This is a genomic window from Agromyces aurantiacus (assembly GCF_016907355.1).
Lineage (GTDB): Bacteria > Actinomycetota > Actinomycetes > Actinomycetales > Microbacteriaceae > Agromyces > Agromyces aurantiacus.
The window spans coordinates 3,617,886-3,634,798 of the sequence record NZ_JAFBBW010000001.1 but is presented as its reverse complement, the minus strand read 5'-3'; the positions used below and the strand labels follow the sequence as shown (position 1 = coordinate 3,634,798).

Genomic DNA, 16,913 nt, shown 5'->3' with positions numbered 1-16,913 from the left:
CGAGTGCCGGCAGCGCCGGACGTTCGCGGAGGCTACGGCGCGCTCGCCGCGTCACCGCGCCGCAGGAAGGTGAGCACGGCGAGCACGCGGCGATGCGTGGTCTCATCGTCGCCGAGCCCGAGCTTGGTGAACAGGTTGGTCACGTGCGTCTCGACGGTTCGCTCGGTGATGAACAACCGGTCGCCGATCGCGCGGTTGGAGAGTCCCTCGGCCAGCAGGCCGAGCACCTCGCGCTCCCGATTGGTCAGGGCGGCCAGCGGATCGGCCCGCCGACGTCGCGAGAGGAGCCGGTTGACGATCGTCGGATCGATCACCGTCTCGCCCGCGGTGAGCCGCTGGAGCGCGTCGACGAGCACCATGATGTCGGAGAGGCGGTCCTTGAGCAGGTAGCCCGTGCGCTCGGGGAACTCCTCGACGAGGCGCATCGCGTACGCCGTCTCGAGGTACTGCGACAGCACGAGCACCGCGACGCCGGGCACCGCCGCCTTCACCTCCGAGGCCGCGACGAGGCCCTCGTCGGTCCACGTCGGCGGCATCTTGATGTCGAGCACGACGACGTCGGGCTGCTCGGCCGCGACCAGCGGCACCAGCCCGGCCGGGTCGGGCCGTTCGGCGATGACGTCCACGCCGGCCTCGCGCAGCAGCCGAACCAGGCCCTCCCTGGTGAGCAGCGCGTCGTCGACCACGATCACCCGCATGGGATCACCACCTCGATCCGATCCTCCGAGACCAGCATGGAGCCGCCGATCGCCCCGACTCGGTCGCGCACGCCCGCCAGGTCGCATCGAACGACGGGGCGGATGGCGAGCCTCGCGTCGTCCCCCACGCGTCCGAGCGCGACCTCGACGGCCCGGTCCGACCCGTCGACGCACTCGGTCACGCGACGCACGACGGCGTAGGCCGCGCGTTCGACGGGGGCCGGGAGCCGCCCGGCGAGGCCCCAGCGGATCTCGAGGGGCACCGTGCTCGACTCCGCGAGGTCCTCGAGCGCCGCCTCGAGGCCCGCGTCGTCGAGCACGGCCGGGAACACGCCGTGCGCGAGCCGGCGGAGGTCGGCGATGAGGCCGTCGACTCGGGCCAGGAGTTCGGCGGCGCGCCGTTCGAGCGGTGCATCGCCCTGCTCGGCCGCCCGCGCCCGCACCAGGCCGAGCTCGAACAGCGCGGCGAGCAGGCTCTGCTGGGCGCGGTCGTGCAGGTCGCGTTCGATGGCCCGCCGCGCGGCATCGCCCGTCTCGACGATGCGCGCCCGCGAGGCGCGCAACTCCTCGAGCTCGGCGAGCACGAGCGCGCGCATGCGCTCGTTGTCGACGGCGAGCCTCGCCGCCGGTCCGATCCGGAGCTCCAGGTCGCCGGCGGACGAGACGGGAGCCGCGTGCTCGAGCACCGCGATCGCCGCGCCGTCCCGCCGCAGCTCGGTGGTGGATGACGGCTCGGCCGGCGGCGGCGTCGCGCGGCCGGCCGCATCGACGAAGCGTCCGTCCGGCCCGGCGGGGAAGAGCACGCGCAGACCCGGGTCGTGCAGCACCTCGCGCAGGCCCGTCTCGAGACCGCCCGGCTGCGGCGTGCGGCGCAGGTCGTCGGCGAAGCGGGCGAGCGCGGTCGCGCGGCGGCGCTCGCCGACGGCGGCGGTGGCGACGGCCGCGCCGAGCAGCACGAGCAGGGTCGCGGTGATGAGGACGGGCAGGCGGTGGACGAGCGCGGCGCCACCGTACGGTGGAGCGGCGGCCATCACGAGGGCGAGCACCGTGGCGCTCACCGTCGCGAGGGCCGCGGCGACGCTCGCCGCGAGGCGCGCGTCGAGTCGTCCCGTTCCGGCAGAGCGCCGCACGCCGGCTCCGACGACCCAGGCGGCGATGAGCGACGCGACGACGAGGTACCCCGCGAACACCAGCTCGAGCACGCGCGCGGCAGCGGGAAGCGAGACGAGCACGAACGAGCCGGCGTTGCAGTTCGCCCAGCAGTCCGGGTCGACGAGCGGGTCGCGGATGAGCATGATCGCCCCGACGAGCACGAACGCCGTGCCGAGCACCCACTGGGACATCCGCCGCGCCGCGCGCCCCGGTGGCGGGCCGGCGCCGAGGCGGATCGCCGTGGCGGCGAGCACCGGGACGAGCAGCGCACCGGCGACGGCCGCCGCGGAACGCAGTGGGTCGGGCAGGCCCTGATGGCCCTCGACGATCGGCGCGGTCCAGGCCACAGCCGCCGACGCCAGCAGGATGCCGGCGGCACCTCCGGTCTCGGTCAGCATGATCGCAGCGGCGCCCGCGAGGAGGGCGAGGGCGGCGACGGTCGTCGCGACGGGGTCGACGACCGCGAGCGCGACGACGCGAGGGTCGGCGAGCCGGTCGAGCGCGAGCAGCACCGATGCCGCGGCCACGGCGAGCACGATCCACCTGACGGCGATCATGCGCGCCCCCGCCGGTAGGCGAGTTCGACGACCGTGCCCCCGCCGGGCGGCGAGTCGATGCGGACGTCGCCGCCCACGGATCGCACGCGGTCGACGAGGCTGCGCAGTCCGTGCCCTCGCGCGAGGTCCGCCCCGCCCGAGCCCGTGTCGACGATCCGGATCGTGAGCGGGCCGTCGGCGTCGGCGTCGGCGTCGTCGATGTCGATGCGCACGCGCTCGGCGCCGGCGTGCTTCGCCGCGTTCTGCAGGGCTTCGGAGACCGCGGCGTACATCGCCGCCTCGACCTCCGGCGGGGAGCGGGTGCCCGACCCGGGCGAGAGGTCGACCTCCAGCGGACTGCGTGCGGCGAGGACCTCGAGGGCCGGGCCGAGGCCGAGGGCGAGCTCGGCGGGCCTGATGCCCTGCGCGGCGTCGGCCAGTTCGGCGAGGGCGCGCTCGAGGATCGCCTCGGTGCGCGAGAGCGCCGCGCCCTCGGGCGTCGACGCCGCCTCGCGCACGGTCGAGATGAGCTCTTCGAGGGGCTGTTCGACGGTGCGCGTGAGCCGGTCCCGCAGGTCGCGTCGTTCGAGGTCGGCGGCACGCGCGAGGCGGCGGCGGGTGTCCTCGACCTCGGTCACACGCGCGCGGATCTCGGTGGTGAGCCGGTCGTGCTCGTCCACGGCGGCGGAGGCCGCGCCGACCGCGTCGACGAGCTCGGCCGACGTCCCTGCGCCCGGGTCGCGCTCGAGGAGCGCGACCGGGCGTCCGCCTCGGGTGAGGGGCGTCATGGCGCGGTCCGGGGACGGCGACGGGCCGGCCGGGCGGCCGTCGTCGGCGCGGTACGTGCGGGTCGCGTCATCCCAGTACGCGATCCTCACGCCGTGCTCGGCCAGCGCGCGGGAAAGGCGCTGGCGCATCGAGGCCGTCCCGGCGCCGTCGAGGTCGATCACGAGGTCGGCGACGGATGACGCGGTCCGACGCGGAAGCGCGGTGCCCAGCGTCAGGGCGATCGCGCCGACGGTCACCTCGTAGGCGACGAAGTACGGCAGCTCGGCGCCCGAGACGCCCCCGATCTCGAGCAGGCCGCCGACGAGGATGACGGCGGCGAAGCCCACCAGCGCCAGGCGGGGCGCACGCACGGCTCGGCTGCGCCGGCGGGCCCCCGCGGCCGACCACGCCCCGGCAGCGGCGAGCACGGAGGCGATCGCGACGCTCGCGACCGGGTCGGCCCATACGAACGGCATGACCGAGACGGCGAGCGCGCCGGCGGCGACGATCCCCTCCAGGCGCGTGCCCGGCAGCAGCAGCGGGAACGCCAGCAGCAGCCACGTGATCGCGCCGCGGTGCCAGAAGACGGCCGCGGTCCACGCCGTCCCGGCGAACCAGCTCACGGCGACCGCCCCGGCGAGCAGCACCGCCGGGCGGCTCACCGGCACCGCGGCGGCGGCGAGCCCGACGTAGGCGAGCCCGACGACGAGGTCGAGCACGAGCACGGGCACGTTCCGGGCGTCCCAGGCGATCCACGCGGTCGCGAGCGCGAGCAGCACGCCCGTGACCGCGAGTGCGGCCCGGGCCACGCCGACGCGCGCAGCCGAGAGCGCCACGACCACATGATCCCACCCGGTCGCTGACGGCGACTCCGTGGCACCCACGATGACGGCTCAGGCGCGGCGGGTCCATACTCGGGTTCGGGGGGGCGCCATGCATCCGTTCGATCGAGTCCCGGTCCCCGGCCGGCGTTCGGCCGTGCCGATCGCGCGCAGGTCCGCGATCGTGGCCGGCGCGGCGGCGGTCGCCGTCGTGCTCGCCGGGTGCGGGCAGGGCGGGCCGGTCTCCAAGGCGGGCCCAGGCGCCGTGCCGCAGACGATCGTGATCGGGCTCGGCGATTCGCCGGGTCGGCCCGTGAGCGATGACGCCGAGCGCCTGGCCGACCTCATCGCGGAGTACTCCGAGGGTGCGCTGGTCCCCGAGATCCGCTGGAATGCGCACACCGCGCGCGTGGCGGCGGCCAGCGGCGAGGTGTACCCGGTCGTCGGCGACATGGTGGTCGACGGTGCAGTCGATCTCGCGCTCACACCCGACTTCGTCTGGATCGAACGCGGGGCGATGGGGCTCGCGGCCGTGAAGACGCCGTTCCTCATCACCGAGCAGGCGACGATGGATGCCGTCGCCACGGGCGACCTCGGCGACGGGATGCTCGGGGAACTGGATGCGCTGGGCGTGGTCGGGCTCGCGCTGCTGCCCGAGTCGCTGCGCCATCCGATCGGCTTCGCCGACCCGTTCCTCGAGGTCGCGGACTTCGACGGCGCGACCGTGCGCTCGCTCGACCCGACGGGCCGCGACCTCGTCGAGGCCTTCGGCGGAACCCCCTCGAAGCTCGCGAACGAGGAGTTCGCGCTCGCCGTGGCCGAAGGTCGGGCGCAGGGCGCCGACTCGTCGTACGCGCAGATCGGCAGCGTGCCCCGCGGCGGCACGTTCACGGGCGACGTCACCTGGTACGCGAAGTTCAACACCGCGGTCGCGAACGCCGATTGGTTCGACGGGCTCGCTCCCGCCCTGCAGGAGGCCGTGCGCCGGGCCGCCGACGACACGGTGCGCTCTGTCGTCGAGTCGAACCCGACCGAGGCCGAGAGTGCCGCGACGTTCTGCGCCGCGGCCGGGTCGATCGCGCACGCGGGCCGCGAGGCGGTCGCGGCGTTCGAGGCGGCCGCGCGGCCCGTGCGCGAGCGGTTGGAGGCCGACCCCGTGACGCGGGAGGCGATCGCCGCGATCGAGGCCCTGCAGCGCGGGGTCGAGCCCGCGGGTCCGGTCGCGCCGTGCGAGCTGGCGACCGATGACCAGGCGGATGCCGCGGCCGGCGTCGACGCCGAGACCGCCGCGTTCCCCGAAGGCACGTACCGCGCGGTGCTCGATGCCGACGACTTTCTCGCGGCGGGCGTCGACGAGAGCACCGCGTACGAGCACGCGGGCGTGTGGTCGCTCACGTTCGAGGACGGGACCTGGGTCGACCCGGGCTGCCCGGGCAGCACCTACCGCGTGCGGGACGGCCGCGTCACCGTGCGGCTCGGTCCCGTCGGCGAGTCGTGCGGCACCGCCGCCGGCGCGATGCTCTTCAGCGCCGAATGGACGTTCGACGGCGAGACGCTGCGCTTCACCGACATCATCGGGTCGGAGGCCGACGGCCCGGCGTGGCAGGCGTTCCACGAGGTGCTGTGGGGCAGCCGGCCGTGGCGGCGCGTGGAGTGACCGCGGCGAACGGATGCCTCGTGGCTGGCCACGAGGCATCCGCTCGCCGATCGGGTGGTCGCCACGATCCGGCAGGCTGGCCGGCTGCGTACCGTCCGAGGAATCAGGACGGAAGGACCCACCATGCGAGCCACCGATCACACCCTCGCTCCAGCGTCTGCGGCTGCCGCGGCGGTCGCCGCGGCCATCGTGCTCGCCGTGAGCGGCTGCACCACGGGCACCGCGCCCGCCGCCGACCTCGAGCCCGTCACGCTCGAACTGTTCCACATCGACGGCGGGCCCGAACTCGATCCCGCCGTCGACTGGTACGTCGACCGGGTCGCCGAACTGTCGGACGGCGCGATCACCATCGAGGTCGTGCGCTCGTGCTGCGGCGACGCGATCGACGTCGAGGAGCAGCTGGTCACGGCGGTGGCCGACGGCGACGCCGATCTCGGCTGGGTCGGCACGCGCGTGTTCGCCGAGCTCGGCGTCACCGCGCTCGCGGCGATGACCGCGCCGATGCTCGTCGACGACTACGAGCTGCAGCAGGATGCCGCGGCCAGCGACGCCGCGCGCGAGGCGCTGGGCGGCCTCGACGAGCTCGGCGTGGCCGGCATCGCGGTGCTGCCGGGCTCGCTGCGCTCCCCGCTGGCGTCGGATGCCCCGGTGCGGACGCTGGCCGACTGGCAGGGCCGCACGATCGCCTCGTTCCATTCGGAGGCCGCGGTCGAGGCGTTGCGCCAGCTGGGCGCCGAGCCGCTCGACGTCGGGTTCGAGGAGCGCGACGCGGGACTCTACGACGGCACGATCTCGACGCTCGAGAACTCGTTCGTCATGCTCGACCTCGATCGCGAGCACATCGTGCCCAACGCGACCGTGAACCTGGCCCTGTGGCCGCGGAGCTCGGCGCTCATCGCGAACCCGGCCCTGGCCGAGCAGCTCGGCGAGGGCGGGATGGCGATCCTCGAGGAGGCGGCGGCCGACGTCGTCGAGCGCACGAGCGAGTTCGCCGGCATGGACCAGGCGGCGATCGAGTCGGCGTGCACGGCCGGTGCGCGGTTCGCGGTGGCATCCGACTCGGAGCTCGCGGCCATGCGCGACGCCGTCGCCGAGTCGTACGACGCGATCGCGGGTGATCCGGCCGCCGCACCGCTGCTCGACGCGATCGAGGAGCTGAAGGACGCGCGCGGCCCGGCCGCCGTGCCCGAGATCCCCGCCGGCTGCGAGGGCGAGGCGGCCGCGGTGGGTGCGGCCGCGCCATCCGGTGACGTCGCCGCCCTGGACGGCGCGTTCGAGACGCCCGAGCTCACCGAGGCGAAGCTCGTCGAGCTCGGCATGCCGCCGGAGGAGGCCGCGAAGGCGGCCGGCACGTTCCGGTTCACGTTCGATCAGGGCACGTTCGCGCTCGATGCCGACGGCACGAACGGCGGCCCGGCGCACTGCGACGGCAGCTACACGGTCGACGGCGGTCGCGTGACGATCTCGGTCCGTGGCGGCGGCGACTGCGGCCCTGGCGGCACGGTCTTCGTGGCCGACTTCGCGGTGGATGCGACGGGCCTCACCTTCACGAACGTGCAGGCGCCGATGCCGAGCGACGCGGTGCTGTTCGCCGACTACCGGTGGACGCGCGTCTCGTAGCGGGTGCTCGCCCCTACGCCCGGTCTGCGTGACTCACCGCCGCGGCGGGACCGTCTCCGGCTGGCTCATCTCAACGTCGCCTCAAATGAGGCCACGCCGCAATGAGCCAGCCGGAACACGTCATCGTGCGCCCGGCCGTTCGTCGCGGCATCCGGCCCTCAGCCGACGCCGGTCGCATGGAGCCGGCCACGTGATGCTGCCGTCCGCGCGCCGTCGGGGGCGGGTCGCCGCGGCGGCCCGCCCCCGGTCGTCCGCTCAGAAGTCGCAGACCAGCTTGATCTCGCAGACTCCCTGCGTGTTGCACACCAGCTCCATCCGGCAGTGGATGCCGGACGCGCCGAACTCCTTCTCGGCGACGGACTCGACGCTCGACGTGAAGTCGTCGAACACGGCGAAGTCCTCGGACCGCTTCGTCGTCTCGCGAGTGCCGTCGAGATACGCGGTGATCGCGTCGTCGAGGCTCAACTTGTTCGCAGGCATGGTGATCACCCCCTTCCCCCGCCGCCGAGTGTTCTCCCCTCGGCGGACAGCGTCAAGGGATCCGGATGGCCCGCCGGCGTCGCGGCCGGGCCACCCCCAGCGCCCGCCCACCCGGCGACCCTAGGATCGAGGCATGGCCGGCTTCTGGGGCAAGCGCAAGCGCGAGGAACAGCAGGAACTCGACGCGCGCGACGCCGACCTGGCCAAGCGCGCCGGCGCCGCGCTGGTCGCCGCCGACGAGCGCATTCGGGTCACGAACGACGAGCTCGGCTTCGCCGAGGCCGAGCTCGGCTCCGACGCGACCCGCGGGCTGCGTGAGGCGCTCGTCGCGGTGCGGGTGCACATGGGCGAGGCGTTCCGGCTGAACCAGCTGAACTACGACCACATCCCCGACACCGCCGAAGAGCTGCGCACGCGCAACGCGCGCATCGTGCAGCTCAGCGAGTGGGCCGAGGACCTGCTCGAACAGCACACGTCGGCGCTCGCCGAGCGGGTCGCTCGGGCGCGGCGCGCGCCCGAGATCATCGCGGGCGTGCGCGGCGACATCCAGCTGCTGCGCGAGCGCATCCCGCAAGCCCGCGAGATCACCGACCGGCTCGCCAAGCGCTACTCCGCAGAGGCGCTCGCGCAGGTCGGCGCGAACCCCGCCGAGGCCGACCAGCTGCTCGGGTTCGCCGAGCACAGCGTGGGCGTCGCCGAGCGCCGGCGCGAGTCCGGGCAGCGCGAGCAGGCCAACCTCGCGCTCGAGGCGGCGACCGAGGCGGTGCGCCGCGCGGCGACCCTGCTCGACGCGGTCGAGACGTTCGAGGTCGAGGCGCTGCGCGCCGAGTCGACGCTCGCGGCCATCGTCGAGGACTCGCGCGGCGACATCGCCGTTGCGCTCAAGGAGCCGCACTCGCCCGCCGTCGCCGACGCGATCGCCACCCTGCAGGCCGCGCTCCAGGCACTCCCGCCGGCGGGCGTCAATACCGACCCGTTCACACACCTCGACCGGCTCCGCGAGGCGAATGCGGGGCTGGATGCCGCGATCGCGGCCGCTCGCGCCAGGGCGGCCCGACCCATCCCACCGCTCGAGCAAGTGCACCACGCGATCGACGACGCCGACCGCCAGCTCGCGGTCGCGCGCGACCTCATCGCCGGGTACCGCGGATGGATCGGCGCCGACGCCCGCACGCGCCTCGCCGAGGCCGAGCGCATCCGCCTCGACCTCGACCACTACCTCGGCACGCCCGCCGCGACCGTGTCGGTCATCGACGACGACCACCGCGAGCAGGCGATGGGCATGGCCCGCCGCGCGGCGTACCTCGCGGGCGAAGCGCTGCAGCTCGCGAAGCGCGACATCGACGCGTCGCGCCCGCCCGGCCCGGGCCCCGGGCAGTGGGGCGGACCGGGCGGCTACGGCCAGGGCTGGGGCGGCGGGCGCCGCAGCGGCGGCTCGGACGTCATGGGCGGCATCCTCGGCGGCCTGGTCATCGGCAGCATCCTCGACGGATTCTTCGACGGGTAGGTCGGCAGGGCGGATGGCGCGGGCGCACCTCCTCCGCTCGTGCGCGGCCCGACGTACGATGGAGCATGGCCGGGTTCCGAGCCGGGCGCCGACGCGACGCCGTTGAACCTCAGGCCCCCGACGTCGAGCTGGCGCGGCGGGCCGGATCAGCCCTGATCGCGGCCGACGAGCGCCTCCGCGGCGCGATCGAGGAGCTCGGATTCGCCGAGGCCGAACTCGGGGCCGACGCGACCGGCGACCTGGGCGGCGCGATCGTCCAGGCGCAGGCGCTGCTGACGGAGGCGTTTCGTTTGAACCAGCCCGGGCCGGGCCGCGAGGCGGCGCGTCACCGGGTCCGGGTCGTGCAATTGTGCGACGAGGCTGCGGGCCTGCTCGACGAGCACACGTCGGCCCTGGCCGAGCGGATGGCGCGGGCGCGCCGTGCGCCCGAGATCGTCGCCGCCGCGCGGGGCGACATCGAGCGGCTGCGATCGCAGGTGCCCGAGGCGCGCGAGCTCGTCGAGCGGCTGGCTGCGCGCTATTCGAGGGCGGCGCTCGCCGGGATCGAGGGCCATCCCGCCGAGGCCGCGCAGCTGCTCGGGTTCGCGGAGCACTCGGCCGCCGTGGCGGAGCGGCGCCGGTCCGCCGGGCAGCACGGGGCGGCGTCGATCGCGCTCGAGGCGTCGGTCGACGCGGTGCATCGCGCGGCGACGCTGCTCGACGCGGTCGACGACTTCGAGGTCGAGGCGCTGCAGGCCGAGTCGCGGCTGGGTGCCCTGGTGGACGAGTCCCGCCGACGTCTCGCGGCCGCGCTCGCCGAGTCCCGCCGCCACGGGGTCGCTGACGCGATCGACGAGTTGCGGGCCGCACTCGCCGCGATTCCCGCCGTCGGCGTGAACACCGACCCGATCGCCCACCTCGAGCGGCTGCGCTCGGCCGGCCAGGCACTGGATGCCGCGATCACGGGAGCTCGCGAACGCGCCGCGCGTCCTGTGCCGTCGGCGTCGCAGCTTCGTCGCGCGGTCGCGGATGCCGACCGTGTCCTCGACCGTGCGCGCGAGGTCGTCGCCGGCCATCCGGGCGTGATCGGCGCCGAGGCGCAGGACCGGTTCGCGCGCGCCGAGCACCTCCGGCTCGACCTGCGCCATCACCTCGACGGCTGTGCCGCGGATGCCGCGCTCGATGACGCGCACCGCGGACGGGCGATGGGGGCCGCCGAGCGCATCGCCGGCCTGGCGAGCGAAGCGGTGCGGGCGGCACGTCGTGACATCCGTGCGGCCGCGCGGCCTGTCGAGCGAACGGGTGGCCGGCTGCACCGCGAGACCGCCTCGGCGGCGATGGGGTCGCCGACCGCCGCGGCGTGAGCCGCCGCCCCGCTGGTGCGATCGCTCGAGGATCGCCGCGGTGCCGTCGCCGCCTACGATGCGAGCATGCGCACCGCCGGAGTCGACCTCGCCGCCGAGTCGAAGAAGACCGCGCTCGCGACGGTGCGATGGGAGTCGGGCCGGGGCGTCGCGGAACGGGTCGAGGTCGCGGTCGGCGATGACCGCATCGTCGAGGTGGCCGCCGAGGTCGACGCGATCGGCATCGACTGCGCGTTCGGGTGGCCCGACGACTTCGTCGAGTTCGTCAGCCGGCACGCGCGTGGCGAACGGGTCGACCTCGCGCGCGATCGCGGCGCCGACTGGCGTCGACGGCTCGCCTACCGCGAGACCGACCGCGACATCCAGCGCCGCACGGGATTCCGACCGCTGAGCGTCGCGACCGACCGGCTCGGGCTCACGGCGATGCACTGCGCCGCCCTGCTCGACGAGCTCGGCGACCGGCTCGGACCGGTGGCTCGGAGCGGATCCGGACCGGTCGTGGAGGTGTACCCGGCGGCGGCGCTCCGCGTGTGGGGCCTGATCATGCCCAGGTACAAGACCGAGGCGTCGGTGCGGTCCGCGATGCTCGACGTGCTCCGCGAGCGGCACGCGTGGCTGGATCTCGCGGCCGTCGCCGACGAGATGATCCGAACGGATGACGCGTTCGATGCGGTCATCGCGGCGCTGATCGCGCGGGCGCATGCGACGGGGAGCGCGCATCCGGTGCCGGCTGCGCAGCGCGAACGCGCCGACCGCGAGGGATGGATCGCACTTCCGTCGACCGAGCTCGACGCGCTCGTCGCACCGTGAGGCGCGGTCGACCGGTGCACGTCGGCGTCAGCTGGGGCTCACGTGAGGTCGGGGAGGCAGCCCCGATCGTCGGTCGAGGATTGTTTCCCGTCGGCTCACTTCGACCTCGCCTCAATTGAGGCCGCGTTCACATGATCCATCCGGAACCGTCTGCGACCAGCGAGTCGTGTCGCAGTCCAGCGCGACCGGATGTCGCGACGCGAGCTCACGTGAGGTCGTGGATGCGGCCCCCGATGTCGGTCGAGGATGGTTCCCGTCCGCTCATTTCGACCTCGCCTCAAATGAGGCCGCATTCACACGAGCCATTCGGAAACCGTCTGCGACCAGCGAGTCGAGGCGCAGTTCAGCGCGACCGGATGACGCGACGCGAGCGTCGCGCGCGGGGCCGGGGTGCGGGCCGCCAAGTAGGTCAGGCGCGAGGGAGTCGGTGTGGCCGCGGCGCGGGCGCCACGTAGGTCAGGCGCGGGGGAGTCGGTGTCGCCGCGGCGCGAGCGCCACGGAGTTCGAGCGCGGGGGGAGCCGTCATAGCCGGGGCGTGGAGCTCGTATCGCCGTGGCGGCGCGACTCGAGCCCTACCCATGCCAAACCGAGACCGCGGGATTTTGGCACCCGCGAAGTGTTGACGAGCGCCATCCGCGCGCCTTACTGTCTGATCAAACGTTTTGGCAAAACGTTTAGGCACACAGCAGATCACGTCCCCGCCCACGCACCCCAGACATGAATGGAGCCGAAGTGATGGAGCTTCGCACCCGCACCACCGCGCCCGCCACGCGCCGCCGCCTCACCCTCACCCTCTCGATCGCGGCCATGAGCGCCGCCGCCCTCGTACTCTCGGGCTGCGGCGTCGGCGGCACCGGCGACGCCGCAGCCGGCGGCGACGAGCTGACCGTCCTCGTCGAGGGCGGCGGCCTCGCCGAGCTGCAGCCGGTCGCCGACGCCTACAAGGAGGAGACCGGTACGACCGTCACGCTCGTCGAGCTGCCGTACGACGGCCTCTACGACCGCATCTCGTCCGAACTCCAGTCGGGCCAGGTGTCGTTCGACGTCGCCGCGCTCGACGCGATCTGGCTGAGCGCCTTCGCCGACGGTGTCACGCCGCTCGACGACCTGTTCACCGACGACGTGAAGTCCGACCTGTTCCCGGGCCTGGTCAGCGAGGCGCAGGTCGACGGCTCCTTCGTCGGCATGCCGGTCTGGACGAACTCCGAGATCCTCTTCTACCGCACCGACCTCTTCGAGGACCCGGCCGAGCAGGCCGCGTTCAAGGCCAAGTACGGCTACGACCTCGCGCCGCCCACCGACTGGGAGCAGTACCGCGACGTCGCCGAGTTCTTCACGCGCGACACCGACGGCGACGGCCAGGTCGACCTGTACGGCACCGACGTGAAGGGCGCGGTCGAGACCGAGTGGCTCGCGACCGTCTCGCAGGCCGGGGAGGAGCACATGGTGCTCGACCCCGAGTCGGGCGAGGTCACGATCGACGACGCCGAGCACCTCGAGGCACTCGACTACTACACGAGCCTCCTGCCGTTCGCGCCATCCGGTGCCGCGCAGCTCGACTGGGCCGGCGCGCAGAACCTCTTCTACCAGGGCAAGCTCGCGATGATGCGCTTCTGGGGCCACGCCTACACGGGCACGCCCGACGACGCGGTCGTCAAGGACAGCATCGGCGCCGCCCCGATGATCGCCGGCCCCGGCGGCGTCGCCGGCGTGCCGGGCGCGTGGTACCTCTCGGTGCCGACCGCGACCGACAAGCAGGAGGAGGCGAAGGACTTCATCGCCTACGCCTACGAGCACAACGAGCTCTCGATGGACTCGTGGCTCGGCCTCGCCGCTCGCATCTCGGCGTTCGAGTCGAAGCAGGGCGAGGAGGGCAAGGAGCACTACGCGGCCCTGCTCGAGACGCTCAACGCGCCGCAGACCCTCGCCCGCCCGGCCACGCCCGAGTGGCAGGAGATCGTCGACACCGTGCTCACGCCGATGCTGCAGAAGGCGGTCGAGCCGGGCGCCGACAACCAAGCGCTCCTCACCGACGCGAAGGCCCAGATCGAGGCGATCGTCGGCTGACCATGCGCACCATCACCAGCACGACGGCCGGGGCGGCGAACGCCGCCCCGGCCCCGGGCCCCGGTTCGCATGGGGCGGCGGATGTCGCGGCATCCGTCACCCCCGCCGACCCGGCCGGCCCCACCCGCCCCACCAGCACCAGCCCCACCAGCACCAGCCCCACCGGCACCGCCCCCAACGGCACCACCCCCGCCGGCCCGCCCAAGCTCGGCGCCCTCGGCCGCCCCCGCCGCCGCACGAGCCTCAGCGACCGCCGCTTCGCGCTCCTGCTCATGCTCCCGGCCGCCCTGTTCCTCGCGGTCTTCGTCGGCTGGCCGCTCGTGAAGTTCGTCACCGACAGCTTCTTCGAGATCTCGCCGATCGCCGGCGGACCGCGCGAGTTCGTCGGATTCGACAACTACGCGACGGCATTCGCGTCCGAGGCGTTCCAGGGCGCGGCGTGGCGCACGGTCGTCTACACGCTGATCGTCGTCACGGCCGAGTTCGTGCTCGGCCTCGCGGTCGCCCTGCTCTTCACCGCACTGGGCCGCCGGTCGAACGCGTTCCGCACGCTGTTCATGTACCCGCTGATGATCGCCCCGGTCGTCGCGGGCCTGCTCTGGCGGTTCCTGCTGATCGACAACTTCGGCATCGTGAACCAACTGCTCTTCGAATGGGGCATCCTCGACAGCCCCGATCAGATCCAGTGGCTCAGCGACCCCGACATCGCCCTCTTCTCGGTCGCGCTGCCCGACATCTGGCTGACGACCTCGTTCATCACGCTCGTGCTGTTCGCGGGGCTTCAGAACATCCCCGGCGACGTGGTCGAGGCCGCGCGCATCGACGGTGCGAACTACTGGCGGCTCCTGGTCAGCGTCATCATCCCGCTGCTCCGCCCCGTCATCGCCGTCGCGCTCATCGTCCGCGGCATCGACGCGGCGCGCGCGTTCGACATCATCCTGATCCAGACGGATGGCGGGCCCCAGGGCTCGACGACCACGCTCAGCCTGCTCATCTACCGCACGCTCACGCGCTTCGGCGACCCCGGTCTCGCGAGCGCGATGGGCACGGTCTACCTCATCGCGATGCTGGCGGTCTCGATCGCCGCGATCGCCCTGATCTGGCGCCCGGGAGGGAACGCACGATGAATCCCCTCGAGACCCGCGGACGCGTGAGCCGCGTCATCCTCTGGTCGCTGCTCGCCTTCGCGATCGTGCTCTACGCGTTCCCCTTCGTCTACCTGCTGCTGACCTCGTTCAAGACCCCGCTCGACGCGATTGCCGTGCCGCCCACGGTGATGCCCGAGGTGTGGACACTCGAGAACTACGTCTCGGCGCTCAGCCGCCAGGGCGTGCCGGCGGCGCTGGTCAACAGCGTCATCACCGCCGTGATCTCGACGGTGCTCTCGCTCGTGCTCGCGGTGCCGGCGGCCTACGCGATCACGCGGTTCCGCACCCCGAGCGGCCGCGTCTTCATCGTCGCCGCGCTCGTGACCCGGATGGTGCCGACCATCGCCGTCGGCGCCCCGCTCGTCGAGGTCATGCGCAACCTCGGCCTGACCGACACGTCGTTCGGCCTGGCCCTCGCGCACACGACCATCTCGCTGCCGCTCTCGATCTGGCTCATGGCGAGCTTCTTCGAGGCCGTGCCCGACGAGCTGGACGAGGCCGCGAAGGTCGACGGATGCAGCCGGCTGCAGGCGCTCTGGCGGGTCGTGATCCCCGTGGTCACCGGCGGCCTCGCGGTCACCGCGATCTTCGCCTTCCTCGCGTCGTGGAACGAGTTCCTCTTCGCCCTGCTCCTCACGAGCGTGCGGGCGCAGACCACGCCGATCGTGATCGCCAACTTCCAGACGCAGTTCGGCCTCGACTGGGGCGGGATGACGGCGCTCGCCGCGGTCTACTCGGTTCCCGTCATCCTGCTCACCCTCCTGCTCCAGCGGCACATCGTCGCGGGGCTGACCCTCGGCGCCGTCAAGGGCTGACAAGCCGAGACCCGAACGGAGCACCATCCATGCCCGGTGAGAACACCTACGACGTGACGGACTGGCCGCACGGCGACCCCTACGACGACCTCGGCGAGGTGATCAACGGCATCATCGCCGACGTCAAGACGCGCCAGACCGAATCGCACGCCGACGGCCGGGGCAAGCCCGGCGCGGTGATCCACATCCCGCCCGGCGATTACCGCCTGCGCACGCAGGTGCTGATCGACCTCAGCTTCCTGCGCATCCAGGGCGCGGGGCACGGCTTCACGTCGTCGAGCATCCGGTTCAACGTCCCCGAAGCGGACTGGCCCGGGCTGCACGAACTGTGGCCCGGCGGCAGCCGCGTCATGGTCGACATCCCGGCCCACCAGATCCAGAGCCAAGCGGATGGCGCGGCCTTCCGCATCGCGCGGAGCGGCAGCCCCCGCATCAGCTCGGTCGAGTTCGTCGACTTCTGCATCGACGGGCTGCACTTCACCGCGGAGCATCCGGATGGCGCCCCTGGCGGCAACCCCGAGAACTCCTACGTCAATGGCAAGACCGGCATCTTCGTGGAGACGGCGAACGACTCGGTGCGCATCACCGGCATGGGCTTCGTCTACCTCGAGCACGCGCTCACGATCCACCACGCCGACGCGCTCGCCATCCACGACAACTTCATCGCGGAGTGCGGCAGCTGCATCGAGCTGCGCGGCTGGGGCCAGGCGTCGAAGATCACCGACAACCTGATCGGCGCCGGCCCGCACGGTCACTCGATCTACGCCGAGCACCACGGCGGCCTGCTGATCACCGCGAACAACGTGTTCCCGCGCGGTGCGAGCAGCATCCACCTGCACGGGGTGCGGCGCTCGAGCGTGACGAACAACCGCCTGCACTCGTTCTATCCGGGCATGGTGGTGCTCGCGGCCGACAGCTCGGAGAACCTGGTGGCGTCGAACCACCTCCTGCGCGACCACGAGCCGTGGACGCCGTTCCTCGGCATCGACAACGGGCTCGACGATGTGTTCGGCCTGCTCAGCATCAGCGGCAGCAACAACACCGTGATCGGCAACCACGTCTCCGAGGTCGTCGAGTCGGGCCGCATCCGGCCGAGCGGCGCGACGCCCGTGATCATCCGGCTCGTCGAGGGGCACGGCAATCTCGTCTCGACGAACCACGTCGTCGCGATGGACGTCACGGCCACGGCGAGCGACTCGTGCTTCGAGGCGCAGGTCGACGCCCTGCTCTCGGAGGAGTCGCAGCCGCTCGACGTGATCGGCGTCCGGGTCGACCCCGCGTCGACCCGCAACACGATCCTCGACTCCGGCCGCGCCGACCAGCTCGTCGTCGACACCGCGTGGAACGCCGTCCGGCCGACCCCGTGGGTGGACGACGAGCCGCCCACGCGGGCGTCACCGAACGTGCAGGCGCTTCGTGGCGGCATCCGATGACGAATCGATCTGCCCGAAGCACCCGCCGACGGCGCGGCGTCGGCGATGACGCCGCCCC

The 16,913-nt window shown here is 73.2% G+C and carries 13 protein-coding genes; 9 read left to right on the top strand and 4 right to left on the bottom strand.

Features of this window, described 5'->3' with window-relative positions; all coding sequences use genetic code 11:
- Positions 1-32: 32 nt before the first annotated feature.
- The 3 genes from JOD46_RS17125 to JOD46_RS17115 are packed head-to-tail and all read right to left on the bottom strand — an operon-like array spanning position 33 to position 3,990.
- Positions 33-698: a response regulator transcription factor gene (locus tag JOD46_RS17125; RefSeq protein WP_204395663.1), complete on the bottom strand. Its 666-nt coding sequence runs from the start codon at positions 696-698 to the stop codon at positions 33-35.
- Positions 689-2,407: a sensor histidine kinase gene (locus JOD46_RS17120; RefSeq protein WP_204395662.1), complete on the bottom strand. Its 1,719-nt coding sequence runs from the start codon at positions 2,405-2,407 to the stop codon at positions 689-691. The genes JOD46_RS17125 and JOD46_RS17120 overlap by 10 nt, the downstream gene beginning before the upstream one ends.
- Complete coding sequence (locus JOD46_RS17115; RefSeq protein WP_204395661.1) at positions 2,404-3,990, bottom strand: sensor histidine kinase; 1,587 nt, start codon at positions 3,988-3,990, stop codon at positions 2,404-2,406. The genes JOD46_RS17120 and JOD46_RS17115 overlap by 4 nt, the downstream gene beginning before the upstream one ends.
- Before the next feature lie 142 nt (positions 3,991-4,132).
- Here JOD46_RS17115 and JOD46_RS17110 point away from each other — a divergent pair, with 142 nt between their 5' ends.
- Entirely contained in the window at positions 4,133-5,632 is a 1,500-nt protein-coding gene (locus JOD46_RS17110; protein WP_204395660.1) for a type 2 periplasmic-binding domain-containing protein, read from the top strand.
- 123 nt (positions 5,633-5,755) lie between these two features.
- Positions 5,756-7,252: a TRAP transporter substrate-binding protein gene (locus JOD46_RS17105; RefSeq protein ID WP_204395659.1), complete on the top strand. Its 1,497-nt coding sequence runs from the start codon at positions 5,756-5,758 to the stop codon at positions 7,250-7,252.
- 255 nt (positions 7,253-7,507) lie between these two features.
- On the opposite strand, the gene JOD46_RS17100 is transcribed toward JOD46_RS17105, so the two are convergent.
- Positions 7,508-7,732 carry a hypothetical protein gene (locus JOD46_RS17100; protein WP_204395658.1) on the bottom strand — a complete coding sequence of 75 codons (225 nt, stop codon included), beginning with the start codon at positions 7,730-7,732 and terminating at the stop codon, positions 7,508-7,510.
- Between the two features lie 133 nt (positions 7,733-7,865).
- Between JOD46_RS17100 and JOD46_RS17095 the strand changes: the two genes are divergently transcribed.
- From JOD46_RS17095 to JOD46_RS17065, 7 genes are all read left to right on the top strand, one after another.
- Positions 7,866-9,239: a hypothetical protein gene (locus tag JOD46_RS17095; protein WP_204395657.1), complete on the top strand. Its 1,374-nt coding sequence runs from the start codon at positions 7,866-7,868 to the stop codon at positions 9,237-9,239.
- Positions 9,240-9,304: 65 nt separating this feature from the next.
- Positions 9,305-10,582 carry a hypothetical protein gene (locus JOD46_RS17090; protein WP_204395656.1) on the top strand — a complete coding sequence of 426 codons (1,278 nt, stop codon included), beginning with the start codon at positions 9,305-9,307 and terminating at the stop codon, positions 10,580-10,582.
- Between the two features lie 66 nt (positions 10,583-10,648).
- Positions 10,649-11,392 carry a DUF429 domain-containing protein gene (locus JOD46_RS17085; RefSeq protein WP_204395655.1) on the top strand — a complete coding sequence of 248 codons (744 nt, stop codon included), beginning with the start codon at positions 10,649-10,651 and terminating at the stop codon, positions 11,390-11,392.
- Between the two features lie 735 nt (positions 11,393-12,127).
- Positions 12,128-13,459: an ABC transporter substrate-binding protein gene (locus JOD46_RS17080; RefSeq protein WP_204395654.1), complete on the top strand. Its 1,332-nt coding sequence runs from the start codon at positions 12,128-12,130 to the stop codon at positions 13,457-13,459.
- A 2-nt stretch (positions 13,460-13,461) separates the two neighbouring features.
- A complete protein-coding gene (locus tag JOD46_RS17075) occupies positions 13,462-14,586 on the top strand; it encodes a carbohydrate ABC transporter permease (RefSeq protein ID WP_239562863.1) in 1,125 nt (374 codons plus the stop codon).
- Positions 14,583-15,422 (top strand): carbohydrate ABC transporter permease, encoded by an 840-nt coding sequence (locus tag JOD46_RS17070; protein WP_204395653.1) that lies wholly within the window; start codon positions 14,583-14,585, stop codon positions 15,420-15,422. The genes JOD46_RS17075 and JOD46_RS17070 overlap by 4 nt, the downstream gene beginning before the upstream one ends.
- Positions 15,423-15,451: 29 nt before the next feature.
- Positions 15,452-16,855 (top strand): NosD domain-containing protein, encoded by a 1,404-nt coding sequence (locus JOD46_RS17065; protein WP_204395652.1) that lies wholly within the window; start codon positions 15,452-15,454, stop codon positions 16,853-16,855.
- The last annotated feature ends 58 nt before the right edge of the window (positions 16,856-16,913 follow it).

Bases quoted from the DNA above. Each gene is read 5' to 3' on its own strand.
- JOD46_RS17125 (WP_204395663.1), bottom strand. From the start codon at position 698: ATGCGGGTGATCGTGGTCGACGACGCGCTGCTCACCAGGGAGGGCCTG.
- JOD46_RS17120 (WP_204395662.1), bottom strand. From the start codon at position 2,407: ATGATCGCCGTCAGGTGGATCGTGCTCGCCGTGGCCGCGGCATCGGTG.
- JOD46_RS17105 (WP_204395659.1), top strand. From the start codon at position 5,756: ATGCGAGCCACCGATCACACCCTCGCTCCAGCGTCTGCGGCTGCCGCG.
- JOD46_RS17100 (WP_204395658.1), bottom strand. From the start codon at position 7,732: ATGCCTGCGAACAAGTTGAGCCTCGACGACGCGATCACCGCGTATCTC.
- JOD46_RS17095 (WP_204395657.1), top strand. From the start codon at position 7,866: ATGGCCGGCTTCTGGGGCAAGCGCAAGCGCGAGGAACAGCAGGAACTC.
- JOD46_RS17090 (WP_204395656.1), top strand. From the start codon at position 9,305: ATGGCCGGGTTCCGAGCCGGGCGCCGACGCGACGCCGTTGAACCTCAG.
- JOD46_RS17085 (WP_204395655.1), top strand. From the start codon at position 10,649: ATGCGCACCGCCGGAGTCGACCTCGCCGCCGAGTCGAAGAAGACCGCG.
- JOD46_RS17080 (WP_204395654.1), top strand. From the start codon at position 12,128: ATGGAGCTTCGCACCCGCACCACCGCGCCCGCCACGCGCCGCCGCCTC.
- JOD46_RS17075 (WP_239562863.1), top strand. From the start codon at position 13,462: ATGCGCACCATCACCAGCACGACGGCCGGGGCGGCGAACGCCGCCCCG.
- JOD46_RS17070 (WP_204395653.1), top strand. From the start codon at position 14,583: ATGAATCCCCTCGAGACCCGCGGACGCGTGAGCCGCGTCATCCTCTGG.
- JOD46_RS17065 (WP_204395652.1), top strand. From the start codon at position 15,452: ATGCCCGGTGAGAACACCTACGACGTGACGGACTGGCCGCACGGCGAC.